The sequence below is a fragment of the Rhizobium binae genome (assembly GCF_017357225.1).
GTDB lineage: Bacteria > Pseudomonadota > Alphaproteobacteria > Rhizobiales > Rhizobiaceae > Rhizobium > Rhizobium binae.
On the sequence record NZ_CP071604.1, the window covers coordinates 2,370,627 to 2,395,927 of the forward strand.

A 25,301-nucleotide genomic window follows, 5' to 3' on the forward strand; every position below is an offset into this window, starting at 1 on the left:
CCCGTCGTACATATACGGAAAACCTAGACCTCAGCACTCCGGCGAGGCAGCTAAACGTGGATTCTATTCATGGCTTCGACGGCTTACACGACCGACCTCAGGGGGTTCGATGAGTTCTCGGCGCGGGAACTCTATGATCTTCTGAGAATGCGCGTCGACGTTTTCGTCGTCGAGCAAAGCTGCCCCTATCCGGAGCTCGACGGCAAGGATGTCGACGCCCTGCATCTACGGCTGATGGAGAGCGGCAAACTCTTGGCTTCAGCACGGATTCTGAAACCGCACGAGCCGCAGGAACCCTCAAAGATCGGTCGCGTCGTCGTCTCGCCCGCCCATCGCGGCAGGCGGCTGGGCGATGCTTTGATGAGCGAAGCGATCTCCGCTTGCGAGCGACTTTATCCGGAACGAGCGATCGCCTTGTCGGCGCAGGCCCACCTGCGTCGATTCTACGAAAGCTTCGGTTTCGTCGTGGCATCGGAGGAATATCTGGAAGACGGCATTCCTCATATCGATATGGTCCGCCAGCCCGCCGTCCAGCCGGCAGGGATATTGTCATGATCTATGTCGATGCCGATGCCTGCCCGGTGAAGCCGGAAGTCCTGAAAGTTGCCGAACGCCACGGCCTCGAAGTTACCTTCGTCGCCAATTCCGGCCTGCGTCCTTCCCGCGATCCTATGGTTCACAACGTCATCGTCTCCAACGCCTTCGATGCCGCCGACAACTGGATCGCCGAGCACGCCGGTCGGGGCGACGTCGTGGTCACAGCCGACGTGCCGCTCGCCGTGCGCTGCGTCGCCACCGGAGCTTTCGTCAGCGGCCCGACGGGCCGTGTCTTCGACGAGACCAATATCGGCATGGCCAGCGCCATGCGCGATCTCGGCGCGCATTTGCGCGAAACCGGCGAGAGCAAGGGCTATAACGCCGCCTTCAGCCCGAAAGATCGTTCACGTTTCCTCGAAACCTTTGATCGGCTCTGCCGCCGCGCCAAGAGCCTTTCAGCCGAGGCTGGCGGTCAGTCCTGATCACGCGGGCATGAAACGGGTGGCATGGCGGCCATGCGGATTCCTACCTTGAACACAGCCGTCCCCTCACGCATATAGACACGATCGCAGACGACTGCGGCGTCCTGAGGACGCAACCGTCGCGGGGACGGCCTCGCTCTTCAACAAGGAGAGGCTTATGGCCTGGTTTCTGCTTTTTCTCGCTGGTCTTTTCGAATGTGGCTGGGCGATCGGACTTAAATACACTGAGGGTTTCACACGGCCGTTGCCGACGGCACTGACCGTCATCTCGATGGTGGTGAGCGTCGTCTTGCTCGGCATGGCAGTGAAGCACCTGCCGATCGGCACCGCCTATGCGGTCTGGACCGGAATCGGCACGGTCGGCACCGTGCTACTCGGCGTCTGGCTGCTCGGCGATGAGGCAAGTGTCTCGCGTCTTGCCTGCATCCTGCTAATTGCCGGCGGCATCGCCGGTCTCAAGCTGACCGCCTGAGAAGGAAATCGCTGCGGGGCATCGTCACGCCCCGCAGTTATATCTGCTCAGGCCGTCTTGCGGTTATCGACGGCAAGAGCGCCGGGACCGGAGAAAAACAGGTAGAGGAAGACGAAGCAGAACAGGATCGCAGCGTCGCCCTGGTTGATAGCAGGGAAGAAACTGTTCGGCGCATGCGCCATGAAATAGGCGACCGCCATTTCGCCGGCAAGCAGGAAGGCGACCGGACGCGTCAGCAGGCCGACGAGAATGAGGACGCCGCCGACAAGCTCGAGAAGAGCCGCGAACAGCATCAGCGGCGGCAGCGATCCGGACATCTGCGAAGCAGGAAAGCCGAAAAGCTTCATCGTGCCGTGTTCGATGAACAGCAGCGCGGTGATGATTCTGAGAGCGGCCAGCCCATAGGGGCGATAGGCGGAAAGACGCTCGAAAGTTGACATTAAACCTCTCCATTTAAGACAATGCAGCCGAGCGTTAGCTTGTCACCGGCAAGGATTGAACACACGGATCGCTGACGGACGTTCACTTTTTCGACAGCGGATAAACACCCGGCCGTGCGACTTTGTTCGGTGGAGATTCTTAGAGCGGGATGTTGTCGTGTTTCTTCCAGGGATTGGCGAGATCCTTGTTGCGCAGCATCTTCAGGCCGCGCGCCAGCCGCCGCCGGGTCGAATGCGGCATGATCACCTCGTCGACATAACCGCGCTCGGCGGCGACGAAGGGTGAAAGGAACCGGTCCTCGTACATTTTCGTATGTTCGGCGATCTTCTCAGGATCGGCGATATCCTTGCGGAAGATGATCTCGACGGCGCCCTTGGCACCCATCACGGCGATCTGCGCCGTCGGCCAGGCATAGTTCAAGTCGCCGCGCAGATGCTTCGACGCCATCACGTCATAGGCGCCGCCGAAGGCCTTGCGGGTGATGACGGTGAGCTTCGGCACCGTCGCCTCCGCATAGGCAAAAAGCAGCTTGGCGCCATGCTTGATCAACCCGCCATATTCCTGCGCAGTGCCCGGCAGGAAGCCCGGCACGTCGACGAAGGTGACGATCGGAATGTTGAAGCAGTCGCAGAAGCGCACGAAGCGGGCGGCTTTGCGCGACGCGTCGCTGTCGAGCACGCCGGCCAGCACCATCGGCTGGTTGGCGACGAAACCGACGGTGGAGCCTTCGATACGGCCGAAGCCGCAGACGATGTTTCCGGCAAAGCTCGCCTGGATCTCGAAGAAATCCCCCTCGTCCGCCACCTTCCGGATCAGTTCCTTGATGTCGTAAGGCTTGTTTGCGCTCGCCGGTACCAGCGTATCGAGTGAGGCGTCGGTCTCCGTCACAGACTGGTAACATTCGATCTCTGGCAACGGCGCGGTATTCGAAAGCGGCAGGAAATCGATCAGTCGGCGCACTTGCAGCAGCGTCTCGACATCATTGTCATAGGCGCCGTCGGCGATCGATGAGCGCGTCGTGTGCACCACGGCGCCGCCGAGCTCTTCAGCGGTTACCGTCTCGTTGGTGACTGTTTTCACCACATCGGGGCCGGTGACGAACATGTAGGATGTATCGCGCACCATGAAGATGAAATCGGTCATCGCAGGCGAATAGACGTCGCCGCCGGCACAAGGCCCCATGATCACCGAAATCTGCGGGATGACGCCGGAAGCCAGCACGTTACGCTGGAACACCTCGGCATAACCGCCAAGTGCCGCCACGCCTTCCTGGATGCGGGCGCCGCCTGCATCATAGATGCCGACGATCGGGGCGCGGTTCTTCAGCGCCATGTCCTGCACCTTCATGATCTTCTCGGCATGCGCCTCCGAAAGCGAACCGCCGAAGACGGTGAAGTCCTTGGCGAAGACGAAGACCGTGCGGCCGTTGACTGTACCCCAGCCGGTGACGACGCCGTCGCCGGCGATACGGCTCTTGTCCATCCCGAAATCGGTCGAGCGATGTTCGACGAACATGTCGAACTCCTCGAAGGAGCCTTCGTCGAGGAAGAGGTCGATGCGCTCGCGCGCGGTCAGCTTGCCACGCTTATGCTGGGCCTCGATACGCGTCTTGCCGCCGCCCAGGCGGGCAATGCCGCGGCGGCGTTCCAGTTCTTCGAGAATTTCCTTCATGCAATCTCCCTTGCCGCTGCGTAGGCTAGCGGCTTCGTCCGCTGAGCGAGAAAACCGAGCGAATCCTGGCTGCCACATCCTCGGCGATGATATCGTCGGCAAGCTTGGGATCGGCGGCCATGCTGGTCACGTCAAAGGCGCTGACGGCGATCACCGACCCATCCTCCACGGAAGCCGCGTCGACGCTGATCTTGGCGACGTTGCGGTCCTTTTGGAAGCCGAGACCTTTCTGGATGGAAACCACCCGGATCGTCAGAACAACCCGCGGCAGCATGGTATCACGCACGGTGGCATTGATCGCGGCATTGACGCGGTCGTTGATGCCGGAGAGCAGCTCGGCCGGCATGTTCGGTCCGGAGAGAACGACCGCACTACGCACATCGTAGAGCGGCGCCGCAGGCTTCGGGCCCAAAAGGTTGGCGCAGGCCGTGAGCGCAATACAGACGAGTGCGGCTCGGCAAAAACACGACCTCAGCCAATTCATCGCAAAATCCCGCACCACCCCGTTGGAGTCGCAGATTTCGTCATAATGCCCGGGAAGGCAATATGTTTCAGGTGCTTAGGGCGAAAAAAACGTCCGCCGCCGCCTTGAACTCGACAAAGCGCTTGGCGCGGCGCTCCTCGGCTTCCTCATCACGCCCCCAATGTTCGATTGTCCAGTCCTCGTCGAGGTGGGCAAGCGACCACACCTCCTCGACCGTCAGCCGAGCCTCGGCCAAGGCGAGCGCCAGAATCGCCGAGCCGGTCAGCGTCGTGATGGTGTGGAGAGCGGCGAGCGCAATCGGGCTCTGATGCCGCGCCAGCGTCACGGCGAAGGCTGCGGTCGCCTCGCGCGGCTGTTCATGGTGCATCACCCCTTCGATGAGGATGAAGCGGGCGCCCAGATCATTTGCCGCCCAGTCGAGGACCGGATCCCAGCGCTCACGCTGGCGCTCGACCAGCCGTTCGGGGCCGTCCGCGCGGTAGCAGAGGAGGTCGCTCGAGGAAAAGCGCAGGATATCTTCGAAGGTTGCCTGGGCATTGGTTGCCACGCCGTCGAGCGCGGTATTGACCAGCCGCGTCGCCGGCATGGTCACGGGATCGATCTCCTCGCCCTGGGCCTGCCATTCGGCGGAGACAAGCTGCGCGAGCGCCTCGGTCGGCACGGCGAGAACCTGCCGTGCCGGCGTGCGGACCATTTTGCCGTCGAGTGCAATCGAAAAACCACTCTCATGCTCGGCGACAGCGACTTCGGCGTAGAAGCGCTTCGGCAGCGGCTTCTTCATCTGGATCTGCGACCGGCGGATGGGATCGGGATGACTCAGGCCTTCGGAATGATCGTTCAGCAGATCGCGCATGGGCTCACCTCAGGAAAAATGGCGCAATATCTCGTTTGGATGATAGGCGATCGCATCGGCGCCATTGGCGATCAGCGCATCCACGCTGGCATAGCCCCAGGCAACGCCGATCGCCTTGGCACCGGCGGCCTTTGCCATCTGCATATCGTAAACCGCGTCGCCAATGACAATGGCGTCGCGCGCATTCATGCCGATTTCGTCACAGCATTCCGTCACCATGGCCGGATGCGGCTTGGACGGGCAATCATCGGCAGTGCGGGCAACGACGAAATGCTGGTCGAAGCCGTGCGTCTCCATCACGAGGTTGAGCCCACGCCGGGATTTGCCGGTCACCGCGCCGATCAGCAGGTTCTCGCGGCCGCTGATCGCGTCGATCATCTCGCGAATGCCGGGAAACAGCGGCTCCCTGTAGTCGAGATCCTGACGCACAACTGTAAACAGCGATTTATAATGCGCCGTCATGTCGATGTCTTGCTGCTCGACATGCGGCCTGCCCTGCATCCGGGCGATCGCGATATCTAGCGACAGGCCGATAATGGCCTTGGTGTCCTCGAACCGAGGTTCCGCTTTGCCGAACTTCTCGAAGGTGCGGCGCATGGTTTCGTGGATCAGCCCGGCGCTGTCGACCAGTGTGCCGTCGCAATCAAAAAGCGCAAGTTTCATGCTTCATCATCCAGGATAGGAGCCGAGTTTTCATCAAAGCCGAGCAGGTTCCAGCTCTGCACCATATGCGGCGGCAAAGGCGCGGTCACGCGCAGCCGCCCGCCCGAGGGATGCGGGATATCGATATGGCGAGCGTGCAGATGCAGACGTTTCTGAACGCCGCCTGGAAAATCCCAGTTCGGATCATCATCGAAGTATTTGGGGTCGCCGATAATCGGATGGCCGATATGAAGCGCATGAACACGGAGCTGGTGCGTTCGCCCCGTATAGGGCTCCATCTCCAGCCATGCGAGACGCTGGGCGGCAGTCTCGACGACGCGGTAGTAGGAGACGGCGTGGTCGGCCCCGTCCTCGCCGTGCTTGGCAATCCGCATCCGGTCGCCGTCGGCGGTCGGCTCCTTGACGAGCCAGGTCGAGATCTTGTCCTCGTGCTTGCGCGGCACTCCCTTGACCAGTGACCAGTAGGTCTTCTTGGTGTCACGCTCGCGGAAGGCGGCCGTCAGTTTCTGGGCGGCGCCGCGCGTTCGGGCGATGACAAGAACACCCGATGTGTCGCGGTCCAGGCGGTGGACGAGCCGCGGCTTTTCGCCTTTGGGGCTGATCCATGCTTCGAGCATCTGGTCGATATGCCTGGCGACGCCCGAGCCGCCCTGCACCGCAAGCCCGGGCGGCTTGTTGAGGACGATCACCTTTTCGTCCTCATGCAGCACCATGCGCGACAGGAGTTCGAAGTCGCTGGAGTGCTTGAGATCCTTGCCGGCAATCGGACCGGATTTCAGCTTCGCGTCGACATCGAGCGGCGGCACGCGCACCATCTGGCCGGGCTGCACGCGCGCATCCGATTTGACACGGCCGCCGTCGACGCGCACCTGGCCGGAGCGCAAGAGCTTCTGCAGCGGACCGAAGCCGAGCCCGGGAAAATGTACCTTGAACCAGCGATCGAGCCGCATGCCGGCTTCGTCGGGTTCAACCTTGATATGTTCTATGCCAGCCATCGTCGATCTTTCGGAAATTGCCGCACGGGCCGAGCCGGCGTTCTTGCCGCAGCCTTTAGAGCATTTTCACACAAAACGGAAACCGGAATCGAAATCAAGCCAAAGCGCGCATCACGGCAAGCCCGGCGATGACAGCCGCCATCGAAAGCCCGACGCTTGCAGCGATGTAGATCCCGCCGGCGACGGCCTCACCGCGCTCGAACAAGTAGATCGCATCCAGCGAGAAGGCCGAGAAGGTGGTGAAGCCACCGAGAAAGCCGGTAATCAGCAAAAGGCGCAGCTCTAGCGAGGCGTTGAACTTGCGCGCGATCAGCTCGGCAAAGACGCCGATGACAAAGCAGCCGACCACATTGACGGCGAGCGTGCCCCAGGGAAAGGCGGGCCCCACGAGCCTCAGCGCCCATTGGCCGACGTAATATCTGAGCACGGAACCGATAGCGCCGCCGAGGGCGACAAGGAGAGCCTGAATCATAAGCCGGATTTACCGCAATTCGGGATCAACTCCAATCCAATCGCGCGAATTCCCAGCACTCAGTAAAATGCCAATGATTTTCTTAGGATAGCGCCAAGATCATGCCGATACCGTGACGGCATGACGCAGCTCCTGTCCATATCGGCCAACACCGCCGCCATTGCCTTCGAATCGCTGAGGATCCCGCAGCGTGTGGCAACGAGCACGGCAGCGCGTGATGCAAAGCGCATTGCCGACCGGCAATTGAAGGCCGAAAGCCCCGACCAGGCCGAGGAGCCCTCCAGCATCATTCAATCGACGGAAGTGGCGCTCGACCTGATGGCCAAAGGCAACCGCCAGCCGCAGACCGGCCTCAAGCAGGCTCTGCAATCCTACGAGGACGTCTGAGGCAGCCGCTTTCCGAACGAAACCAACCCTGGTATGAGCCCGCAGCCAGGGCCGCGGGCTCTTGGACTGCGCTGTCACTTGCCCTGGGCCGACAGCACCTGCAGCACCAGGTCGACCTTGCCGGCCTTCTCGAAGGTCAGCGTCACGGGCACGGTATCGCCCTGCTTGAACGGCGTTTTCACCTTCTGGAACATCAGATGCAAATTGCCGGGCTCGAGCTTGACGGTTTCGCCAGCAGCGATGACGATGCCATCCTTCAGCTCCCGCATCCGCATGACATTGTCCTTGGTTTCCATCGCATGGAGTTGAACCTCGCCGGCAGCCGGCGAGGTTACCGACACCAAGCGATCGTCCGTCTGGCCGCTATTCTTCACCGTGAAGAAGCCGCCGCCGACCGGCTGACCGGGCAGCATCGCCTTGGCGAAACCGCCTGATATTTCGAGATCGCCGGCCTTGACCGTTTCGCCGGCCGACGCTGCAGCCGGCATGCCGGTCATGTCCATGCCGGCCTTACCGGTCATGTCCATGCCGGGCATGTCGTGGTCGTGACCATGGCTATTGCCCGCGACGACCTCAAGGAGCGGCGCCGGGCTTTTTATCCCATGCGGGTCGCTGCCCTCCTCCGCCACCTGATCCCAGGCGGCGACCGCATCGCCGCACATCTGGATCACCGGGAAGGCGAGCGAGGTGCCGGCTTCAACCCCTGACACCTTACCCTGGATGACGAAGGTGTCGTAAAAATCGTCAGAGAGATTGCCGTTCTTCCAACGAATCTCGACCGCGCCCGTCTTCAGCTTGTCACCGTGATTGTCATAGGTCTTCTGGTAGTCGCCTTTGATCACTTCGAGCTCCCAGCCGGCCTTCGGCTGCGGCTTGGCCAAGATGAAGCCTTCCGGCAGCTTGACCCGCACCTCGGTGGTCGCCTTGCCGTCGCAGCCATGTGGCACCTGTAGCGTGGCGATAATGGTGCTTTCCTGGCTCACCTCCTTGTCGAGAAAGCTCACATGCGCCTCGGCGCCGGCAAAGGCGGTTGCAGAAAGAAGGGCGGCAAGCGGGAATGTCTTGCCAAATGTCTTGATGGTCTTCATCGGATATCTCCTCGCCGGCCGCGATCTTCTGTTGGGCGAACCGGCACGCTTCATCTTCGGTTGCAAGGGCAGGTCAGATGAGGACCGGAGGGGCGCGGGAATTCGGCTGGGTGACGGCGCTGACGCCGGCAACGGCTGCGGTCTCGATCGGTGAATTGACGAGAGAGGCGAGCTTGCGCTCCAGCCACGAACCCGAATCCGGCTTCGGCAGGATCACCGAGGCAGACAGCCGGCAGGCTTCACAATTCGGCTTGAAGCCGACAGTCTTGCCTTCGGCCTCATTCTCGGTGACGCAGAGCGAGGCAAAGGTGCCATCGGGCAGCATGTAGGCCGCGGCATCATATCCATCGGAAGCGACAGCCTGCGGCGCTTGATGGGCGAATCCGAGCAAAAGCAGGCTCAAGGCGCAAAGCATGCGCAGGAAGAGCGTCGCTTTCAGTCCGTTCTGCCGCATGAGATCCCCTTCAACAGCAAGTCGCGATAGCCGTTTTTCCTGCCCAATGCAAAAGCAGATTTGCCGCAGCTCGGGGCCGGACCTGACTATGGCGACAAAAATTTGTCCGGTCACGACATTTGGCCTTGCCAAGCGCTACGCTCGCCGGATAATTGCCGTCAACCTTGTTGGGAGAATCCGGTGCTTTGCCACCGGTGCCGAAGGAGCAACCGCCCCGGAAACTCTCAGGCCAAAGGACCAGCAAGGGGCAGACGGAACTCTGGAGAGAAGCGTTCTCGAAACGCTCGCCGAAGGGATAACAATCTCAGGCGTCAAGGACAGAGGGGGCTCAGGAGAGAAGTGCGCAGCCGCGCCTTCAGATTTGAGCCCGCGCCTTCGCAACAAGGCGCAAACCCCGGAGGCGTCGTTTGGACGATACTGCTGCCCTGAAGAAAACCCCGCTGCATGCCCTGCATCTTTCGCTCGGCGCCCGCATGGTGCCATTCGCGGGTTACGACATGCCGGTGCAATATCCCGCCGGCGTGATGAAGGAGCATCTTCACACCCGTACAGAGGCCGGCCTCTTCGACGTCTCGCATATGGGCCAGGTCATCGTGAAAGCGAAGTCGGGCAGCTATGAGGATGCGGCGCTGGCGCTCGAAAGCCTGGTGCCGGTCGACATCCTCGGCCTCGCCGAGGGTCGCCAGCGCTACGGCTTCTTCACCGACGACACCGGCGGCATTCTCGACGATCTGATGATCACCCATCTCGACGACCACCTCTTCGTCGTCGTCAACGCCTCCTGCAAGGAAGCCGACCTCGCCCACCTCCAGGCCCATATTGGCGACCGGTGCGACATCACGCTTCTGAATCGCGCTTTGATCGCGCTGCAAGGGCCGCGCGCCGTCGAGGTTCTCGCCGAACTCTGGGCCGATGTCGCGGCGATGAAGTTCATGGATGTGCGCCACTGCCGTCTGCACGACGTTTCCTGTCTCGTCTCGCGTTCGGGCTATAGCGGTGAGGATGGCTTCGAAATCTCGATTCCCGCCGATAAGGCCGAGGATGTCACCATGCGGTTGCTCGAACATCCCGACGTTCAGGCGATCGGTCTCGGCGCCCGTGATTCGCTGCGCCTGGAAGCCGGCCTCTGCCTCTTTGGCAACGATATCGACACGACCACCTCGCCGGTCGAGGCCGCGCTGGAATGGGCGATGCAGAAGGCGCGGCGCGCCGGCGGCGTCCGCGCCGGCGGCTTTCCAGGTTCCGGCCGCATTCTCTCCGAACTCGAAAACGGCGCCGCCCGCCGCCGCGTCGGCCTGAAGCCGGAAGGCAAGGCGCCGGTGCGCGGCCATGCCAGGCTCTATGCCGAAGCCGAAGGCCGGACCGAAATCGGCGAAGTCACCTCGGGCGGCTTCGGCCCCAGCGTCGAGGGCCCTGTCGCCATGGGCTATGTGCCGTTATCTCACGCTGCCGTGGGCACGCTGGTCTATGCTGAAGTCCGCGGCAAGTTCCTGCCCGTCACAGTCTCCGCCCTGCCCTTCGTCAAGCCGACTTACAAACGCTGAAACCCAGTTTTCCGAGAGGATATTTCCATGCTGAAATTTACCGCTGAACATGAATGGCTCGAGCTTGACGGCGATGTCGCGACCGTCGGCATCACCACCTTTGCCGTCGAACAGCTCGGCGATCTCGTCTTCGTCGAGCTGCCGGAAGTCGGCAAGAGCTTCGCGAAGAACGACGATGCCGCGACCGTCGAATCCGTCAAGGCTGCTTCCGAAGTCTATTGTCCGCTCGATGGCGAAATCACCGAGGTCAACGAGGCGATCGTCGCCGATCCCTCGCTCGTCAACTCCGACCCACAGGGCGCCGGCTGGTTCTTCAAGCTGAAGCTCAAGAACCGTGCCGATGCCGACGGCCTGCTCGACGAGGCGGCCTATAAGGAGCTCACCGCGTAATGACGACGCCGACCGAATTCCAGTTCACCGATTACCAGCCCTACGACTTCGCCAATCGCCGTCACATCGGTCCCTCGCCCGCCGAAATGAACGATATGCTGAAGGTGATCGGCTACAACAGCCTCGACGGGCTGATCGACGCGACGCTGCCGCCCTCGATCCGCCAGAAGGCGCCCCTCGTCTGGGGCGCGCCGATGACCGAGCGCGAGGCGCTCGACAAGCTGCGCGAGACCGCCAACAAGAACAAGGTGCTGGTCTCGCTGATCGGCCAGGGCTACTACGGCACGATCACGCCGCCGGTCATCCAGCGGAACATCCTGGAGAATCCTGCCTGGTATACGGCTTACACGCCCTATCAGCCTGAGATCAGCCAGGGCCGGTTGGAAGCGCTCTTGAACTACCAGACGATGATCTGCGACTTGACCGGCCTCGATGTCGCCAACGCCTCGCTGCTCGACGAGGCGACCGCCGCTGCCGAAGGCATGGCGATGGCCGAGCGCGTCTCCAAATCGAAGGCGAAGGCTTTCTTCGTCGATGCCGACTGCCATCCCCAGACCATCGCCCTCATCCGCACCCGCGCCGAGCCGCTCGGCTGGAGCGTCATCGTCGGCAATCCCTTCACCGATCTCGATCCCGTCGACGTCTTCGGGGCGATCTTCCAGTATCCCGGCACCCATGGTCACCTGCATGATTTCACCGGCCTGATCGCACGCCTGCACCAGGCGGGCGCCATATCCGTCGTCGCCGCCGACATCCTGGCGCTGACGCTGTTGAAATCACCCGGCGAAATGGGCGCCGACATCGCCGTCGGCTCCTCGCAGCGCTTCGGCGTTCCCGTCGGCTACGGCGGCCCGCATGCCGCCTACATGGCGGTCAAGGACGCCATCAAACGCTCCATGCCCGGCCGCCTTGTCGGCGTTTCCGTCGACGCCCGTGGCAACCGCGCCTACCGCCTGTCGCTGCAGACCCGCGAACAGCATATCCGCCGCGAGAAGGCCACCTCGAACATCTGCACCGCCCAGGTGCTGCTTGCCGTCATGGCGTCGATGTATACGGTCTTCCACGGGCCTGATGGCATCAAGGCGATCGCCCAGCAGGTGCACCAGAAGGCCGTGCTGATGGCCAAGGGCCTGGAAAAGCTCGGCTATAAGGTTGAACCGGAAAGCTTCTTCGACACGATCACCGTCGATGTCGGCCACATGCAGGGGCTCATCCTGCGCGCCGCCGTCGCCGAGGGCGTCAATTTGCGCAAGGTCGGCGAGACGAAGATCGGCATGAGCCTCGACGAGCGCACGCGGCCCGCGACCCTCGAAGCTGTCTGGCGCGCCTTCGGCGGCAATTTCACGATCGCCGATTTCGAGCCCTCCTACCGCCTGCCGAAGGGCCTGCTCCGGACCACCGACTATCTCACTCATCCAATCTTTCACATGAACCGGGCCGAGAGCGAGATGACGCGTTATATTCGCCGGCTTTCCGACCGGGATCTCGCCCTCGACCGCGCCATGATTCCGCTCGGCTCCTGCACGATGAAGCTGAACGCAACGGCGGAAATGCTGCCGATCACCTGGCCTGAATTTTCCGATATCCATCCCTTCGTGCCGGCCGACCAGGCACTCGGTTATCGCGAAATGCTCGACGATCTGACGGAAAAGCTCTGCGCCGTTACCGGCTACGATGCCTTCTCGATGCAGCCGAATTCCGGCGCCCAAGGCGAATATGCCGGCCTTTTGACGATCCGCAACTACCACATCGCCAATGGCGAAGGGCATCGCGACGTCTGCCTGATCCCGACTTCCGCGCACGGCACCAATCCTGCCTCGGCGCAGATGGTCGGCATGAAGGTAGTCGTCGTCAAGGTGCGTGAGAATGGCGATATCGACATGGAGGACTTCCGCGCCAAGGCCGAGGAGCATGCGGCAAATCTTTCCTGCTGCATGATCACCTATCCCTCGACGCACGGCGTGTTCGAGGAGACGGTCAAGGAGATCTGCGATCTGGTGCACAAGCATGGCGGCCAGGTCTATCTCGATGGCGCCAACATGAACGCCATGGTCGGCCTGTCCCGCCCTGGTGACATCGGCTCCGACGTTTCCCATCTCAACCTGCACAAGACCTTCTGCATCCCGCATGGCGGCGGCGGCCCGGGCATGGGCCCGATCGGCGTCAAGGCCCATCTGGCCCCGCACCTGCCCGGTCATCCCGAGACCGACGGCCGTCCGGGCGCAGTTTCGGCCGCAGCCTTTGGGTCGGCTTCGATCCTGCCGATCTCCTGGAGCTATTGCCTGATGATGGGCGGCGAGGGCTTGACGCAGGCAACCAAGGTGGCGATCCTCAACGCCAACTATATCGCCGCCCGGCTGAAGGGTGCCTATGACGTACTCTACAAGTCGAAAACCGGCCGCGTCGCGCATGAATGCATCATCGACACGCGGCCGCTGGTCGACAGCGCCGGCGTCACCGTCGACGATGTCGCCAAGCGGCTGATCGACTGCGGCTTCCATGCACCGACCATGAGCTGGCCGGTGGCAGGCACGCTGATGATCGAGCCGACGGAAAGCGAGACCAAGGCCGAGCTCGATCGTTTCTGCGAGGCGATGCTGGCGATCCGCGAGGAAGCGCGCGCCATCGAGGAAGGCCGCATGGACAAGGCAAACAACCCGCTGAAGAATGCCCCGCACACGGTGGAAGACCTTGTCGGCGAATGGGACCGCCCCTATTCGCGCGAACAGGCCTGCTTCCCGCCCGGCGCCTTCCGCGTCGACAAATACTGGTCACCGGTCAACCGCGTCGACAATGTCTACGGCGACCGCAACCTGATCTGCACCTGCCCGCCGGTGGAAAGCTACGCCGAGGCCGCGGAATAACAGCAATTGCACAAGCCCTCCCGTTTCGTTCGGGAGGGCTTGCACGCCGGCCTTGTACAGGCGGCGAGCAGCGGAATGAACCCGGCCCCTTTTCAAGGCATTGGATTCAAATTTAACCTTTCTTAGCAAGTGTCTGTTAGCAATTCCAAATGGGCGGTTTTCCCGACCGGAAACGTCGCCGTCGATCTTGGTTTTGCGTGCAGGTTCTTATGCGTCCATCGGCTGTATCAGCAATTCTCCTCGCCGCCGTGATCCTGTCGGGATGCTCTACAAGTTCCGGCGCTGAAGATGTACTCACCCCTGTGCCATCGAAGGAAACCACCAACGCCATCACGAAGCCGAACGGCCCGATACCGGCCGCTGCCGTTGGCGACGCCGCCCCGCAGGCAAGCCCGCCGCAGGAAGCATTGAGCTGGACCGGATCGGTTCCGGAACCTCAGGCGCTGGTGCCGGCGGAAAGACCGGTCGGCATGCCGATGCCGACGGAACGGCCGGTTGCGATGTTGATGCCTGCCAATCCGGGGATCGACCCGGATGCCGGCCCGAAATCACCGACGCGCTCGCGAATTTATAGCCACCGGTTCCGCGACGCCAAACCGATCAACTTCGGCTCGACTTCACCTCGAAAGCTCGCCGTGCATGGCGTCGACGTCTCGCGCTGGCAAGGCGAGATCGATTGGGACACTCTGCGGCAGCAAGGCGCGAACTTCGTCTACATCAAGGCGACCGACGGCGGCGATCACCTCGATCCGATGTTCAGGAAGAACTGGCGCCGGGCCAAGGAAGCTGGCCTGAAACACGGCGCCTATCACTTCTTCTACTGGTGCCGGACGGCCGGCGAACAGGCCGATTGGTTCATCCGCAACGTGCCGAGAGAAGCAAACGCGCTTCCGCCCGTGATCGACGTCGAATGGAACGGCGAATCGAGCTGCAAGCGGCGCATTTCCCCGGCCCGCGTCCGGGAAAAGATGCAGGTCTTCATGGACAAGCTGGAGCGACACTATGGCCAGCGCCCGATCATCTACACGGCACCGGATTTCTACCGCGACAATTTGAAGGGCCAGATGCTCGATTATCCCTTCTGGCTGCGCTCGGTCGCCGCCCACCCCTCCAAGGTCTATCCCGGCCGCAAATGGCTGTTCTGGCAATATTCCGGCTCCGGCCTCTCCGAAGGCGTCGACGGCAAGATCGACCTCAACGTCTTTAACGGCAGCGAAAGCGACTGGCACGACTGGGTGGCGTCACGGTGAACCGAGAGGTTTGGCTCTAGAGTAGGATGTCGACCGAAAACCGCAACATGCTAGGCCGTGGTGACAAATTAACTATTTGATCCATAGCATGATGCTTGTGAGCTTTATGAAGCCGAGGAAGTTGTCGGCGAGCTTGTCGTAGCGTGTTGCGATACGCCGCCATTGTTTGAGCTTGGCGAAGAAGCTCTCAATGCCCCATCGCTGTTTGTAGGCAAGGCGATCATAAGCATGCTGGTGCTTGCGATGTCGACGTGGCGGAATGACTGGCTCGCCGCCTTGATCAAGAATGATGTCATGCAAGCTGTCGGCATCATAGGCGCGATCCGCGAGCACCTGTTTGGCTGGGAGTGCGCGGATAAGGTCGCAAGCCGGTGCCATGTCGTTCTGTTGTCCAGGGCCGAGTTGAAAGCGAACCGGCTATCCCAGTGCATCGACTACCGCATGGATTTTGCTGCCAAATCCACCTCGGGAGCGGCCGAGAGCCTGGGCTTGCGCTCCCCCCTTTTCGCCGCCCGCCGGCGGCTTGGGCCTGCGCCCGGATAACCGTGGCGTCGATGGACAACCACTCCATGTCTGGATCGACGGAAACCGCTTCGAAAATCCGGTCGAATATGCCCTGCTCGATCCAACGGTAATAGCGCCGTTTGACCGTCTGATAGGGGCCGAAACGGTCTTCCGGCAGATCACGCCAGCGCGCTCCGGACCGGGCAAGCCACAGTATCGCGTCGAAGAACCGGCGCCCATCACTGCGAGGGCCGCGCCTGCCTTTGCGACCACCGGGCACAAACGGCTTCAGCCGCTCCCACTGGTCATCTCGAAGAACCTCACCATCCATCGCCGACCTCCAAAAGTCAGCGTTGAATCTGATTTGCGACTCGAATGGAATCCCGGATCGTTAAATTGTCACCACAGCCTAGCGTTCGCCGACCGATGGGCTGAACACCATAAGGCTCAGGATCTCGAAAAGTACCTGTGCCGCGGCATGCGCAGTGTTGGTCGTTGCATCATATTGCGGGGCAACCTCGACGACGTCGCCACCCACCAGGTTTATCCCTTTCAGCCCCCGTATCAGTTCGAGGACTTCACGTGTGGTCAATCCTCCGACCTCGGGTGTGCCTGTGCCGGGCGCAAAGCTCGGATCGAGGCTGTCTATGTCGAAGGAAAGATAGGTCGGGCCGTCGCCGACGATGGATTTGGCCTTGGCAATCACCGCAGCAATGCCCATACCGCTAATCTCTTCGGCATGGATCACGGTCATTCCCGACGCATAGGAGAATTCCCACAAATATTCCGCCGAACCCCGGATGCCAATCTGGATTGTCCTCGTTGGATCGAGTGCGCCATCCAGCACCGCATTCCGGAACGGCCCGCCGTGATGAAACTTGGTTTGATCGAACGCGCCGCTTGTATCGCAATGGGCGTCTATATGGATGAGCCCGACCGGCTGTTGCCGGCCGATGGCCTTCAAGATCGGATGGCTGATGGAGTGATCACCACCGACCGAAAGTGGCGCAACGCCGGCGTCGACGATCTGGCGCATACGCTTTTCAATGTCGTCGTGGCTGAGTTCCAACCGATAGCGGCTTTGGAACGGCACGTCGCCGATGTCGGCGACCCGAAGATCAAAAACCGGCGCCGTAGCAAGAACGTGATTGTACGGACCGATCCTTTCTATGGCACGAAGCGCTCGCGGCCCGAAACGGGAGCCCGGACGGTTGGTCACGCCGAGATCCATCGGGATCCCCGTAATGGCAACCTGCAGATTGCCGAAGTCCGGCTCATCGGCAGCGACCTGCATATAGGGTGCGCTGAGAAAGGTCGGTATGCCGGCATATGGCGCCAGCCTCGTGCCGTTTTTGGAGATGATCTTCTCCGCCACTTTCCGAAACCTCTCATCGAATATCTCGCCGCCATTGGCGCCCGCGAATTCTGCGCGCAACTGTTCGAGTCGCGTTTTGTCCCACACCATGCGCATACGCCTCCGCTTCGGTTCCATCTCAGCCGACAAAGGGGTTGAGAAGGCAATTGGTATCGTTGTAGCAATTGCTATCAAAGAGAAATCGATATGATCGCCGCAAAACCCAATCTACTTGTTTCCCGCCTCTCTGCCCCGCCCATTCCTTCCGTCATCGCCTGGAGCCGCGAATATAAAGGGAACAAGGGGCCGCTCATCGATCTATCGCAAGCCGTACCCGGCTATCCCGCCCATCCGGAGATGCTTCGCCGGCTTGCCGAGGCGGCCGGACAACAGGCGATGACAGGCTACGGTCCAATCGAAGGCGAGCCTTCTTTACGCAAGGCCTATGCGGCTCATCTCGCCGCGCTTTACGGCGCCGACGTCTCCGCAGCCAATATCCACATCACCGCCGGCTGCAATCAGGCGTTCATGTGCGCGGCGATCGCGCTTGCAGGCGCGGGCGATACCGCAGCTCTCACCAATCCCTTCTATTTCAACCACGACACGACGCTGTCGATGCTGGGGATCGGGAGGCGATTGGTCGCCTGCGATCCAGTCCACGGCTTTCTTCCCGATCCGAGTTCGGCCGAGGCGGCACTTGCGGCCGGCGCCAAGGTGCTGGCAGTCGTCTCACCCAACAATCCGACCGGAGCGGTATATCCGCCAAGCCTGCTGCACGAGCTTTTTGTTCTTTGCCGGAAGTATGGCACCTGGCTGATCCTCGATGAAACCTATCGCGATTTCCTGGGCGAGGATTACGGCCGGCCGCACTCACTCCTGTCCGAGCCGGGTTGGGAGGACACGGTCGTCCTTCTTTACAGTTTTTCGAAATCCTTTTGCATCCCCGGCCACAGGCTGGGTGCCATCACGGCAGGACCCAAGCTCGTCGCCGAGATCGCCAAGGTGATGGACAATATGCAGATCTGCGCCCCGCGCTCGGCTCAGATCGCCGTTGCTTCGGCTATCCCGGCGCTTGCCGATTGGCGCGCCGGCAACCGGCTGGAGATCGCCCGCCGGGCGGATGCGCTGCGACAGGCCTTTTCCGACCTTGATTGGGAGATAGGCGCGATCGGCGCATATTTCGCCTTCGTCCGCCACCCTTTCGCCGATCGATCATCTTCAGAGATCGCCGAAAGACTCGCCAGGGAATCGGGCATCGTCTGTTTGCCCGGCGCCTATTTCGGCGAGGGACAAGAGCATTACCTCAGACTTGCCTTTGCCAATGCGGATGTTGCCTCGATAGGGCTATTGTCGGAGCGGCTCCGCTAGAACGTGGCAATCGACCTCCGCCGGAAGTTCACGATAGCCGCCGCGCCAATAGATGAGCGGCCCTATGCCTTGTCGGACTTGGATGGCGCAAATATGCCCGATCAGAATCGCATGGGAATGATGGTGGAATTCCGCTTCGAGCTTGCAGTCCAGCACGGTAAGAGCGTTTTCGAGAACGGGCGCGCCACTCGTGAGGCGATACCATCCCGCATTACCGAAGCGTTCCACGCCCTTGCGTCCGTCGAAACCTGCAAAGGATTGCGCCACCTGCTGCTGGTCGGCCGCGAGCACGTTGACACAGAAACAGCCGTACCGCTGCAACACCGGCCATGAGGAAGATGCGCGGTTGACACTGACGATGACGGAGGGCACCTCCGCCGAAAATGAAGAGACCGAGGTTGCGGTGAAGCCGGTGCGGTCTTGTCCGCCGCCGACCGTGATCACGCTGACCGCACCCGCCAGATGACGCATCGAAAGCTTGAAGTCCGTTTCGCTGATCAAAGCCTCGGGACTCATCGGGCTGGCGTCTGCGTTTTGGCAAAACGGTTTGCCGGCATTGAAAGACCGAGGTTTTCGCGCAGGGTCCTTCCCTCATATTCCTCGCGGAACAGGCCGCGGCGGCGAAGCTCGGGCAGGACAAGCCTCACGAAATCGTCGAGGCTGGACGGCAAGGTCGGAAACATCAGGATAAAGCCATCGGCAGCCCGGGTCTCGAACCATTCCTCCATAAAGTCGGCGATCTGGGTCGGCGTACCTGTAATGCCATTTCCGGTATGCTTCTCGGCATAGTGCCGGATGAGCTCGCCGACGGTATGGCCGCTCCTGACGAATCCGACCAGTTCGTCGAACAAGGCGCGTGAACCCTTCGGCGCCGCCGGAAGCCGATCCATGGGGAAGGGCTTATCGAGCGGCACGTCGCGCAAGTCCGCTTCCAGGAATTCGGAAAGCATCAACCGGCCGACATCAGGATGCATCTTGTCGATCAGATAGTCGACCTTCGCCTTTGCCTCGGCTTCCGTTTCACCGACGTTGAGAACGATGCCCGGCATGATCTTCAGGTCGTCGGCATCGCGCCCATAGGCCGGCATCCGGCACTTGACGTTTTCGTAGAAGGCCCTGTTCCGCTCGATATTCGACGCGAGGCTGAAGACGATCTCGGCCGTGCGCGCCGCCATGTCCATTCCGGGTTCTGAACCGCCGGCCTGGGCGATGACGGGACGGCCCTGGGGCGTTCGCGCAATGTTGAGGGGTCCGCGGACCTGGAAATGCTTGCCTTTGTGATTGAGGGTGTGGTGCTTGTCCTTGTCATAATAGACACCGTTTTCGCGGTCGAGAAGCAGAGCACCTTCCTCGAAGCTGTCCCAAAGGCCGAAAACGACATCGACGAATTCGTTGCCGCGCTCATAGCGTAGCGCGTGCGGATCAAGTCCCTCGCGATTGAAGTTGTAGCCGGTTTCGTCATGGTCGGAGGTGACGACATTCCAGCAGACGCGCCCGTTGCTCAGATGGTCGATCGAGGCGAACAGGCGGGCGACATTGTATGGCTCGTAATAACTTGTCGACACCGTCGCAACGAGACCGAGATTGCTGGTCGTGACCGCTAATGCTGATAGCAGTGAGAGGGGTTCGAAGCGATTCATCTTGGTCGGAATACGGGCAAGCGCATTCGGATCACCGACGGCGGCAGCCGGAGAATCCGCCATGAACATGAAATCGAACTTGGCCGCCTCGGATCGTTTGGCGACATCGAGCAGATGGGCGAAGTCATTGGCGCCGCCGACATCGCTGGCCGGATGCAGCCACGAGGCCGGATGAAAGCCGAAAGTGTAGACGAAGGTCCCAAGTTTCATCTTGTCAGTTCGCGCCATCGAGCTCTCCCCTTATGCATGCTGCCGATTGAAGGTGGCCGCGCAAATTATCACCAGGCGCAAATTTTCATCAACATCGCGGCGCTAGGGTCCGTTTTAGATTTTCTAAAACGTTCACCTGGGGGCTGACAGCAAAGCTTGCTGACGGGAAATAGCGACGAGCCAGTCGCGGAATTCGCGGCCGCGCGGCTTTTGCAGTGCCGCGCGGTCCCAGGCGAGAAAGTAGCTTTCGCGCAGCGGAATCCGCATGTCGACGGGAGTGACGAGCGTCTGCGCCTCGAGCTCATCGGTAATCATCGACATCTGCGCGAGGACGACGCCACGCTTGTTGACGGCCGCATCGATCGCGCTGCTCGACAGGGTAAAGGAGAGGCCGGGCGTCGACGCGTCGAACGGTATACCGGCCATGGCCGCAAACTCCGCCCAGCTTGGGTAAGGCGTGAAGTGCCTTTCCCACTCGACATGCAGAAGCGGCTGCTCGAAGAGCTCCCGGGCCGCGTGCGCGCGATCCTGCATTAGCGACGGCGAGCAGACAGGCACGACCCAATCGCGAAACAGTTCCGTATAATGGTCGTGCTGCAGAACGTCCGATCCGTAGCTCACGCGGAAGTCGACATCGTCGAAGCCGATCCTGGGCTCCTTGTCCCGTCCGATAATCCTTACCTGTACATCGGGATGAAGGGCCTGCCAGTCGAAGATGCGCCTGCCGATCCATTTGTTGACGACGGAAGAAAGCGCGCTGAGAACCAGCGCCGTCTCGTTGCGTGCCCTTTCCAACAACTGCTGGGCGAGCGCAAATTGCTCAAACCCCTTCGATATCTCCTGATGATAAAGCCGGCCCCAGGCGGTCAGCTCAACGGTTCGCCCGCTTCGCTCCAGCAGAGAAACGCCAAGAAAACTTTCGATCTTGTGAATTTGCTGGCTGATTGCCCCCGGCGAGACCTTGAGCTCCAGTGCCGCAGCCGTCACGCCGCCGCAACGCCCCACCACCTCGAAGGCTTGCAGACCCTTGAGCGGGATCGTCTTGAAGCGCTCATCGATCACTTGCAGAACCTCCCGTGGTGTGCGCCAACTTTGCCATCGGATGAAACGTCCCTGCGAACTGGAACCGGTCGCCTGGATGGATAATCTCGACATATGTCACCGTCCGGCCGTTCTGCCAGGTCTGCCGGATTAGGCTAAGGCACGCCTGGCCTCTTTCTGTCTCCAGCATTCGCGCCGTCGCCGTATCGGCCGAGACAGCGCGGATGACGTGTTTGGCCTTGGACCAGGGAACTTCTGCAAGCAGCCATTTGCCGGGCGGGATCGAGGCGAAGCTCTCGTCGCGCGCACGTGGGACGGCGTCGAGCATGATGATCCGCCGTTCGATGGCATTGGGTCTGCCGTCCACGATATGCAGGCATTGAAGCCTGAGTATCTCCGCATCGGGAGCTTCCGACAGCTGTTGTGCGTCCGTTTCTCCAAGGCGTTCGACTCTACGGGTGAGAAGCTCGAAGCGGTGCTCGTGCCCGGCCAATTCCGCTTCGGTGCTGATATCCTGAATATCCATTACCGTGCGGTCGATCTGGGGCGACGCAACAAACGAACCGGTCTTGCGCCTTCTGACGATCATGCCGCGCTCGACCAGAGCCGACAGTGCCTTGCTGACAGTCATGCGCGAGCATTGATATTCCGCGACCAGTTCATGTTCTATGGGAATACGGTCGCCGGGCCGCCAATCGCCGCTAATGATCTTCGCCTCGATATCCATGTAAATACGCTGATAAATCGACACCAAGTCCACACCTCGTTGGGCGTCACGATCAAAGTGCCGGAGCGGTCGCGTCACACCGGCAAAGATTGCCGCCACCCGGCACAATTTTTGCGTTCCTTGACTTTTACATTGACACTCTAGGCCAGCCTATATCTATTTGTATAGTCAAAAGCGGAGCATAAAAATCCGCGCATTGAAATCAAAATCGGGAACAAAACTCCTCCATCGGAGGAATAAAACTGGAGAGATGATCATGAAGGCAAAGTCACTGCTGACGGGTCTGGTCGGCGCTTCGTTCCTGTTAGGAGCAGCCTTTTGCGCCCACGCAGCCGATACGCTGGCGGCCGTCAAGGCAGCCGGCACGCTCAAGGTTGGCACCGAAACGGCTTTCGCACCGTTTGACTATATCGATGCGGGTGAACATACGGGCCTGAACGTCGACCTTTTTGCCGAGATCGGCAAGGAACTTGGCGTCAAGATCGAGTGGGTGGCACTTCCCTGGGACGGCGTCTTCCCCGCGCTTGAGGCTGGCAAGTTCGATATCGTCGCAGGTCCTGCAACGATCACCAAAAAGCGCATGGAGCGCTATCGCTTCACGCCGCCGATCGCCGAAGCGACGATTGCCATCCTTAAGAAGGCCGGCGACACGACGATCAGCAAGCCGGAAGACATTGCCGGCAAGACGATTGGTGTCGGCAAGGCAACTGCCCAGCTCGACCAGCTGAAGGAATTCTCCGACACGCTGCCGACCAAGGTCGATGTGCGCGAATATCCTGCCTTCACTGAGACCTACGCCGATCTCGCAGCCGGCCGTATTGCAGGCGTTGCGAATTCGCTCCCGAACATCGCCTTTGTCGCGAGCCAGCGAAAGGGCACTTTCGAAGTCGTCCTGCCGCCTTTCGGAAAGAAGTCCTATTTCGGCTTCATCGGTCTCAAGGACGCCGATCACGCCCCGCTGATGGACGCGATCGATGCCGCGATGCTCAAGATCAAGGCAGACGGGCGTATGGCAGAGCTGCAAAAGAAGTGGTTCGGTGCGTCTTTCGACACACCGGACGCTGTCAAGGATCCGGCATTCTGATCATTGCCGGTGAAATGCACGCGCCCCGCCATCGGTCGGGGCGCAATTTGCCGTGGGAACAGACGTCACGGCCGTAGCACGCAGGCAAGCACCGCCCATGTCCACCAAACTTTTCGAACTTCTTCTGCAAGCTTCGATCTACACGGTCACGATCAGCGTGGTTTCGATTCTGATCGGCTTTGCGATCTCGATCATTGTTTCCGCCATGCTCCTTTCGCGGCAACGGCTTTTCATGCTGCTAGGGCAGGTTTTCATCAGCTTCTTTCGCGGCGTACCGCTGCTGGTGCAGCTGTTGCTGATCTACAACCTTCTGCCGGTGATCGGCATCAACGTGCCGAGTATCGTTGCGGCGATCGTTGGCCTTTCGCTGTGCACGGCTGCCTATCAGGCTGAAAATCTGCGCGGCGGTTTTGCCAGCGTCCCCTCGGGCCTTGTCGAGTCCGCCGAGATGGTCGGTCTCACGCCCATGCAAATTTTCCGCCGGATCAAGGCGCCAATCGCTCTGCGGCTGACCTTTCCGGCGCTCGTCAACGAAGCGATCCTTATTTTGAAGGCTTCTTCGCTGGTCTCCGTTGTCGGGATCGTCGAGCTGACGCGCATGGCCCAGGACCTTGCCGGCAGCACCTTTCTGCCGCTCGAAATCTTCGCTTCCGCCGGTCTGATCTACCTCGCCATCAATTGGATCGTAGCACTTGCCGGCGGTCTGATCGAACGCTCCCTGCCGGGAGTACCGCGATGACGTTCGATATCAATGTGATTTTCAGCCATTTGCCGGAGATCGCCAGCGGTGCCTTCGTGACAATCGTCATCTGGATCGTCGCCGCTCTTGCTGCTGCCGTTCTGGGTTTCCTTGTCGCTGTCGCCCGGCGTTTTGGCGGGGTGCTCTTGGACAGGGCATTCGGCATTGTCATCGCAGTGCTGCGCGGCACGCCCTTCCTCATTCAGATATTCCTCGTCTACTACGGGGGCCCCTTCATCGGATTGTCGCTCAATCCGATCCCGGCAGGCGTCGTTGGCCTGTCCATCTACGGCGCGGCCTATTTCAGCGAGATATTCCGCTCGGGCTTTGCCGCCGTCCCGAAGGGGCATATCGAAGCGGGTCTATGCGTTGGCCTGACACACACGCAGATCGTCAGGCGTATATTGCTGCCTGAGATGACCATGCTGGTGCTGCCGCCATCGCTCAACATGACGATCATCCTCATGAAGGAGACGGCCGTGTTGTCGATCATCACCGTGCCGGAACTGACGGCAACACTGAGCGCCATCGGATCGCAGCAATATGCATTTGTCGAAGCGCTTTTTGTCCTCGCCCTCTTCTATTGGGCGCTGGTCGAAATCACCGGCTGGCTCGGTCGTCTCGCCGAAACGAAACTCACCAGATTCAGGTTTTTCAACATATGAGCGTTCCCGCGATTGCAGTCAAAAATCTTGTCAAGACGTTTGGCGATTCCACCGTGCTGAACGGTATCGATCTTGATATTGCCCAGGGACAGGTTTCCTGCGTGATCGGTCCATCGGGATCAGGCAAGAGCACGCTGCTGCGCTGCATGGCGTTTCTGGAAGAACCGACAAAGGGTAGCATTGCCGTCAATGGCGAGGTGCTCGGCTTTGCGGAAAATGCGAATGGCGTAAGGGAGCGGTTGCCGGCTGCCGCCAATCGCCGGATTCGCGCCCAGATCGGCATGGTTTTTCAGCAGTTCAATCTCTGGCCACACATGACGGCGCTCGGCAACGTCAGCGAGGCGCTGAAGACGGTTCACAAAAAGAACCGCAAGGAGGCAGAGGAGCGGGCAATGGCTCAACTCGCCAAGGTCGGTCTCGAGGGCCGGGCAAACCACTATCCGTCACAGCTCTCGGGAGGACAGCAGCAGCGTGTTGCTATCGCGCGGGCCCTGGCTCTCAACCCGAAGATCATGCTCTTTGACGAACCAACCTCATCACTCGATCCCGAACTGACCGGCGAAGTGCTGAACGTCATGCGCGATCTCGCCGCCGAAGGCATGACAATGGTCGTCGTTTCCCACGAGATCGGGTTTGCCGCAACGGTCGGCCAGCAGATCATCTTTCTCGATCATGGCAAGGTGCTGTTCACTGGTCCGCCCCAAGAGGTTTTCAAGCGACCGAGAAACCCGCGCCTCGAGCAGTTTCTTGATACCTATATCGATCGCGGAGCCTCGATGTTGCTGTGATGCTCGTCCCACTTGATCCGTCCAAGCGTTTTGGTCCTGTAGGTTTGTCCCGGCTGCGCGCCGTGCCATTGCGAAGCACGTCTGACGGCATGGTTGCGTACCCATAGGTCTTTGCTAATGCAACGCCTTCAGCA

Annotated in this window: 27 protein-coding genes, 1 pseudogene and 1 riboswitch; of the genes and pseudogenes, 13 read left to right on the forward strand and 15 right to left on the reverse strand. The window is 60.7% G+C overall.

Going from position 1 to position 25,301, the window contains the following annotated elements; genetic code table 11:
* Positions 1–69 precede the first annotated feature (69 nt).
* The 3 genes from J2J99_RS11640 to J2J99_RS11650 all read left to right on the forward strand — a co-directional run bounded on the left by J2J99_RS11640 (position 70) and on the right by J2J99_RS11650 (position 1,491).
* A complete protein-coding gene (locus J2J99_RS11640) occupies positions 70–555 on the forward strand; it encodes a GNAT family N-acetyltransferase (protein ID WP_168297065.1) in 486 nt (161 codons plus the stop codon).
* A complete protein-coding gene (locus tag J2J99_RS11645) occupies positions 552–1,019 on the forward strand; it encodes a YaiI/YqxD family protein (RefSeq protein ID WP_168297064.1) in 468 nt (155 codons plus the stop codon). Before J2J99_RS11640 ends, J2J99_RS11645 begins: the two co-directional genes overlap by 4 nt.
* A 157-nt stretch (positions 1,020–1,176) precedes the next feature.
* Positions 1,177–1,491 carry a DMT family transporter gene (locus tag J2J99_RS11650; protein WP_168297063.1) on the forward strand — a complete coding sequence of 105 codons (315 nt, stop codon included), beginning with the start codon at positions 1,177–1,179 and terminating at the stop codon, positions 1,489–1,491.
* 47 nt (positions 1,492–1,538) lie between these two features.
* On the opposite strand, the gene J2J99_RS11655 is transcribed toward J2J99_RS11650, so the two are convergent.
* The 7 genes from J2J99_RS11655 to crcB form a co-directional block, all read right to left on the reverse strand.
* A complete protein-coding gene (locus J2J99_RS11655; protein ID WP_168297062.1) occupies positions 1,539–1,931 on the reverse strand; it encodes a DoxX family protein in 393 nt (130 codons plus the stop codon).
* Between the two features lie 139 nt (positions 1,932–2,070).
* Positions 2,071–3,603 (reverse strand): acyl-CoA carboxylase subunit beta, encoded by a 1,533-nt coding sequence (locus J2J99_RS11660; RefSeq protein ID WP_168297061.1) that lies wholly within the window; start codon positions 3,601–3,603, stop codon positions 2,071–2,073.
* A 25-nt stretch (positions 3,604–3,628) separates the two neighbouring features.
* Positions 3,629–4,087, reverse strand: coding sequence for a calponin homology domain-containing protein (locus J2J99_RS11665; protein ID WP_168297060.1), 459 nt, complete (start codon positions 4,085–4,087; stop codon positions 3,629–3,631).
* A 67-nt stretch (positions 4,088–4,154) separates the two neighbouring features.
* The gene (locus J2J99_RS11670) at positions 4,155–4,940 is read right to left on the reverse strand and encodes an ATP12 family chaperone protein (RefSeq protein ID WP_168297059.1); all 786 of its coding nucleotides are present in this window, start codon (positions 4,938–4,940) and stop codon (positions 4,155–4,157) included.
* A 9-nt stretch (positions 4,941–4,949) separates the two neighbouring features.
* Entirely contained in the window at positions 4,950–5,603 is a 654-nt protein-coding gene (locus J2J99_RS11675; protein WP_168297058.1) for an HAD-IA family hydrolase, read from the reverse strand.
* Positions 5,600–6,598 carry an RluA family pseudouridine synthase gene (locus tag J2J99_RS11680; protein WP_168297057.1) on the reverse strand — a complete coding sequence of 333 codons (999 nt, stop codon included), beginning with the start codon at positions 6,596–6,598 and terminating at the stop codon, positions 5,600–5,602. Before J2J99_RS11680 ends, J2J99_RS11675 begins: the two co-directional genes overlap by 4 nt.
* A gap of 94 nt (positions 6,599–6,692) precedes the next feature.
* A complete protein-coding gene (gene crcB / locus J2J99_RS11685) occupies positions 6,693–7,070 on the reverse strand; it encodes a fluoride efflux transporter CrcB (protein WP_168297056.1) in 378 nt (125 codons plus the stop codon).
* Positions 7,071–7,190: 120 nt separating this feature from the next.
* Between crcB and J2J99_RS11690 the strand changes: the two genes are divergently transcribed.
* Positions 7,191–7,457 carry a hypothetical protein gene (locus J2J99_RS11690; protein ID WP_097583869.1) on the forward strand — a complete coding sequence of 89 codons (267 nt, stop codon included), beginning with the start codon at positions 7,191–7,193 and terminating at the stop codon, positions 7,455–7,457.
* A gap of 74 nt (positions 7,458–7,531) precedes the next feature.
* Here J2J99_RS11690 and J2J99_RS11695 read toward each other — a convergent pair whose 3' ends face one another.
* Both J2J99_RS11695 and J2J99_RS11700 read right to left on the reverse strand, forming a co-directional pair.
* A complete protein-coding gene (locus J2J99_RS11695; protein WP_168297055.1) occupies positions 7,532–8,545 on the reverse strand; it encodes a copper chaperone PCu(A)C domain-containing protein in 1,014 nt (337 codons plus the stop codon).
* A 73-nt stretch (positions 8,546–8,618) separates the two neighbouring features.
* Positions 8,619–8,999, reverse strand: coding sequence for a hypothetical protein (locus J2J99_RS11700; RefSeq protein ID WP_168297054.1), 381 nt, complete (start codon positions 8,997–8,999; stop codon positions 8,619–8,621).
* A 158-nt stretch (positions 9,000–9,157) separates the two neighbouring features.
* Positions 9,158–9,249: riboswitch (glycine riboswitch) on the forward strand.
* Positions 9,250–9,406: 157 nt separating this feature from the next.
* Here J2J99_RS11700 and gcvT point away from each other — a divergent pair.
* The 4 genes from gcvT to J2J99_RS11720 all read left to right on the forward strand — a co-directional run bounded on the left by gcvT (position 9,407) and on the right by J2J99_RS11720 (position 15,047).
* On the forward strand, positions 9,407–10,543 hold the full coding sequence (gene gcvT / locus J2J99_RS11705) for a glycine cleavage system aminomethyltransferase GcvT (protein ID WP_168297053.1): 1,137 nt from the start codon (positions 9,407–9,409) through the stop codon (positions 10,541–10,543).
* Between the two features lie 27 nt (positions 10,544–10,570).
* Positions 10,571–10,933 (forward strand): glycine cleavage system protein GcvH, encoded by a 363-nt coding sequence (gene gcvH / locus J2J99_RS11710; RefSeq protein WP_168297052.1) that lies wholly within the window; start codon positions 10,571–10,573, stop codon positions 10,931–10,933.
* A complete protein-coding gene (gene gcvP, locus J2J99_RS11715; RefSeq protein WP_168297051.1) occupies positions 10,933–13,797 on the forward strand; it encodes an aminomethyl-transferring glycine dehydrogenase in 2,865 nt (954 codons plus the stop codon). The genes gcvH and gcvP overlap by 1 nt, the downstream gene beginning before the upstream one ends.
* Positions 13,798–14,006: 209 nt before the next feature.
* Positions 14,007–15,047: a glycoside hydrolase family 25 protein gene (locus J2J99_RS11720; protein WP_168297050.1), complete on the forward strand. Its 1,041-nt coding sequence runs from the start codon at positions 14,007–14,009 to the stop codon at positions 15,045–15,047.
* 72 nt (positions 15,048–15,119) lie between these two features.
* On the opposite strand, the pseudogene J2J99_RS11725 reads toward J2J99_RS11720, so the two are convergent.
* Together J2J99_RS11725 and speB are read right to left on the reverse strand one after the other, a co-directional pair.
* Positions 15,120–15,882: pseudogene (locus J2J99_RS11725) on the reverse strand (IS5 family transposase).
* A 78-nt stretch (positions 15,883–15,960) separates the two neighbouring features.
* The gene (gene speB / locus J2J99_RS11730) at positions 15,961–17,016 is read right to left on the reverse strand and encodes an agmatinase (protein WP_168297049.1); all 1,056 of its coding nucleotides are present in this window, start codon (positions 17,014–17,016) and stop codon (positions 15,961–15,963) included.
* A 96-nt stretch (positions 17,017–17,112) separates the two neighbouring features.
* On the opposite strand from speB, the gene J2J99_RS11735 reads away from it, so the two are divergent.
* A complete protein-coding gene (locus J2J99_RS11735; RefSeq protein ID WP_168297048.1) occupies positions 17,113–18,273 on the forward strand; it encodes an aminotransferase in 1,161 nt (386 codons plus the stop codon).
* Here the strand turns inward: J2J99_RS11735 and J2J99_RS11740 are convergent.
* The 4 genes from J2J99_RS11740 to hutC form a co-directional block, all read right to left on the reverse strand.
* The gene (locus tag J2J99_RS11740; RefSeq protein ID WP_168297047.1) at positions 18,250–18,789 is read right to left on the reverse strand and encodes a flavin reductase family protein; all 540 of its coding nucleotides are present in this window, start codon (positions 18,787–18,789) and stop codon (positions 18,250–18,252) included. The genes J2J99_RS11735 and J2J99_RS11740 overlap by 24 nt on opposite strands.
* A complete protein-coding gene (locus tag J2J99_RS11745) occupies positions 18,786–20,141 on the reverse strand; it encodes an LLM class flavin-dependent oxidoreductase (RefSeq protein ID WP_168297046.1) in 1,356 nt (451 codons plus the stop codon). Before J2J99_RS11745 ends, J2J99_RS11740 begins: the two co-directional genes overlap by 4 nt.
* A 114-nt stretch (positions 20,142–20,255) precedes the next feature.
* A complete protein-coding gene (locus J2J99_RS11750) occupies positions 20,256–21,185 on the reverse strand; it encodes a LysR family transcriptional regulator (protein WP_168297045.1) in 930 nt (309 codons plus the stop codon).
* Positions 21,175–21,918, reverse strand: a complete 744-nt coding sequence (hutC, locus tag J2J99_RS11755; protein WP_168297044.1) for a histidine utilization transcriptional repressor HutC — start codon at positions 21,916–21,918, stop codon at positions 21,175–21,177. Before hutC ends, J2J99_RS11750 begins: the two co-directional genes overlap by 11 nt.
* A gap of 223 nt (positions 21,919–22,141) precedes the next feature.
* Here hutC and J2J99_RS11760 point away from each other — a divergent pair, with 223 nt between their 5' ends.
* From J2J99_RS11760 to J2J99_RS11775, 4 genes are all read left to right on the forward strand, one after another.
* Positions 22,142–22,975: a transporter substrate-binding domain-containing protein gene (locus J2J99_RS11760; protein ID WP_425526053.1), complete on the forward strand. Its 834-nt coding sequence runs from the start codon at positions 22,142–22,144 to the stop codon at positions 22,973–22,975.
* 97 nt (positions 22,976–23,072) lie between these two features.
* A complete protein-coding gene (locus J2J99_RS11765; RefSeq protein ID WP_168297042.1) occupies positions 23,073–23,714 on the forward strand; it encodes an amino acid ABC transporter permease in 642 nt (213 codons plus the stop codon).
* On the forward strand, positions 23,711–24,379 hold the full coding sequence (locus tag J2J99_RS11770) for an amino acid ABC transporter permease (RefSeq protein ID WP_097599285.1): 669 nt from the start codon (positions 23,711–23,713) through the stop codon (positions 24,377–24,379). The genes J2J99_RS11765 and J2J99_RS11770 overlap by 4 nt, the downstream gene beginning before the upstream one ends.
* Positions 24,376–25,167: an amino acid ABC transporter ATP-binding protein gene (locus tag J2J99_RS11775; RefSeq protein ID WP_168297041.1), complete on the forward strand. Its 792-nt coding sequence runs from the start codon at positions 24,376–24,378 to the stop codon at positions 25,165–25,167. The genes J2J99_RS11770 and J2J99_RS11775 overlap by 4 nt, the downstream gene beginning before the upstream one ends.
* Positions 25,168–25,301 lie beyond the last annotated feature (134 nt).

Coding starts and splice junctions, on each gene's coding strand:
- J2J99_RS11660 (WP_168297061.1), bottom strand. CDS start 3,603: ATGAAGGAAATTCTCGAAGAACTGGAACGCCGCCGCGGCATTGCCCGC.
- J2J99_RS11650 (WP_168297063.1), top strand. CDS start 1,177: ATGGCCTGGTTTCTGCTTTTTCTCGCTGGTCTTTTCGAATGTGGCTGG.
- J2J99_RS11700 (WP_168297054.1), bottom strand. CDS start 8,999: ATGCGGCAGAACGGACTGAAAGCGACGCTCTTCCTGCGCATGCTTTGC.
- speB (WP_168297049.1), bottom strand. CDS start 17,016: ATGGTGTGGGACAAAACGCGACTCGAACAGTTGCGCGCAGAATTCGCG.
- J2J99_RS11735 (WP_168297048.1), top strand. CDS start 17,113: ATGATCGCCGCAAAACCCAATCTACTTGTTTCCCGCCTCTCTGCCCCG.
- J2J99_RS11740 (WP_168297047.1), bottom strand. CDS start 18,789: ATGAGTCCCGAGGCTTTGATCAGCGAAACGGACTTCAAGCTTTCGATG.
- gcvP (WP_168297051.1), top strand. CDS start 10,933: ATGACGACGCCGACCGAATTCCAGTTCACCGATTACCAGCCCTACGAC.
- J2J99_RS11665 (WP_168297060.1), bottom strand. CDS start 4,087: ATGAATTGGCTGAGGTCGTGTTTTTGCCGAGCCGCACTCGTCTGTATT.
- J2J99_RS11775 (WP_168297041.1), top strand. CDS start 24,376: ATGAGCGTTCCCGCGATTGCAGTCAAAAATCTTGTCAAGACGTTTGGC.
- J2J99_RS11640 (WP_168297065.1), top strand. CDS start 70: ATGGCTTCGACGGCTTACACGACCGACCTCAGGGGGTTCGATGAGTTC.
- J2J99_RS11675 (WP_168297058.1), bottom strand. CDS start 5,603: ATGAAACTTGCGCTTTTTGATTGCGACGGCACACTGGTCGACAGCGCC.
- crcB (WP_168297056.1), bottom strand. CDS start 7,070: ATGATTCAGGCTCTCCTTGTCGCCCTCGGCGGCGCTATCGGTTCCGTG.
- J2J99_RS11760 (WP_425526053.1), top strand. CDS start 22,142: ATGATCATGAAGGCAAAGTCACTGCTGACGGGTCTGGTCGGCGCTTCG.
- J2J99_RS11680 (WP_168297057.1), bottom strand. CDS start 6,598: ATGGCTGGCATAGAACATATCAAGGTTGAACCCGACGAAGCCGGCATG.
- J2J99_RS11645 (WP_168297064.1), top strand. CDS start 552: ATGATCTATGTCGATGCCGATGCCTGCCCGGTGAAGCCGGAAGTCCTG.
- J2J99_RS11695 (WP_168297055.1), bottom strand. CDS start 8,545: ATGAAGACCATCAAGACATTTGGCAAGACATTCCCGCTTGCCGCCCTT.
- J2J99_RS11655 (WP_168297062.1), bottom strand. CDS start 1,931: ATGTCAACTTTCGAGCGTCTTTCCGCCTATCGCCCCTATGGGCTGGCC.
- J2J99_RS11765 (WP_168297042.1), top strand. CDS start 23,073: ATGTCCACCAAACTTTTCGAACTTCTTCTGCAAGCTTCGATCTACACG.
- gcvH (WP_168297052.1), top strand. CDS start 10,571: ATGCTGAAATTTACCGCTGAACATGAATGGCTCGAGCTTGACGGCGAT.
- J2J99_RS11690 (WP_097583869.1), top strand. CDS start 7,191: ATGACGCAGCTCCTGTCCATATCGGCCAACACCGCCGCCATTGCCTTC.
- J2J99_RS11720 (WP_168297050.1), top strand. CDS start 14,007: ATGCGTCCATCGGCTGTATCAGCAATTCTCCTCGCCGCCGTGATCCTG.
- J2J99_RS11770 (WP_097599285.1), top strand. CDS start 23,711: ATGACGTTCGATATCAATGTGATTTTCAGCCATTTGCCGGAGATCGCC.
- J2J99_RS11745 (WP_168297046.1), bottom strand. CDS start 20,141: ATGGCGCGAACTGACAAGATGAAACTTGGGACCTTCGTCTACACTTTC.
- J2J99_RS11670 (WP_168297059.1), bottom strand. CDS start 4,940: ATGCGCGATCTGCTGAACGATCATTCCGAAGGCCTGAGTCATCCCGAT.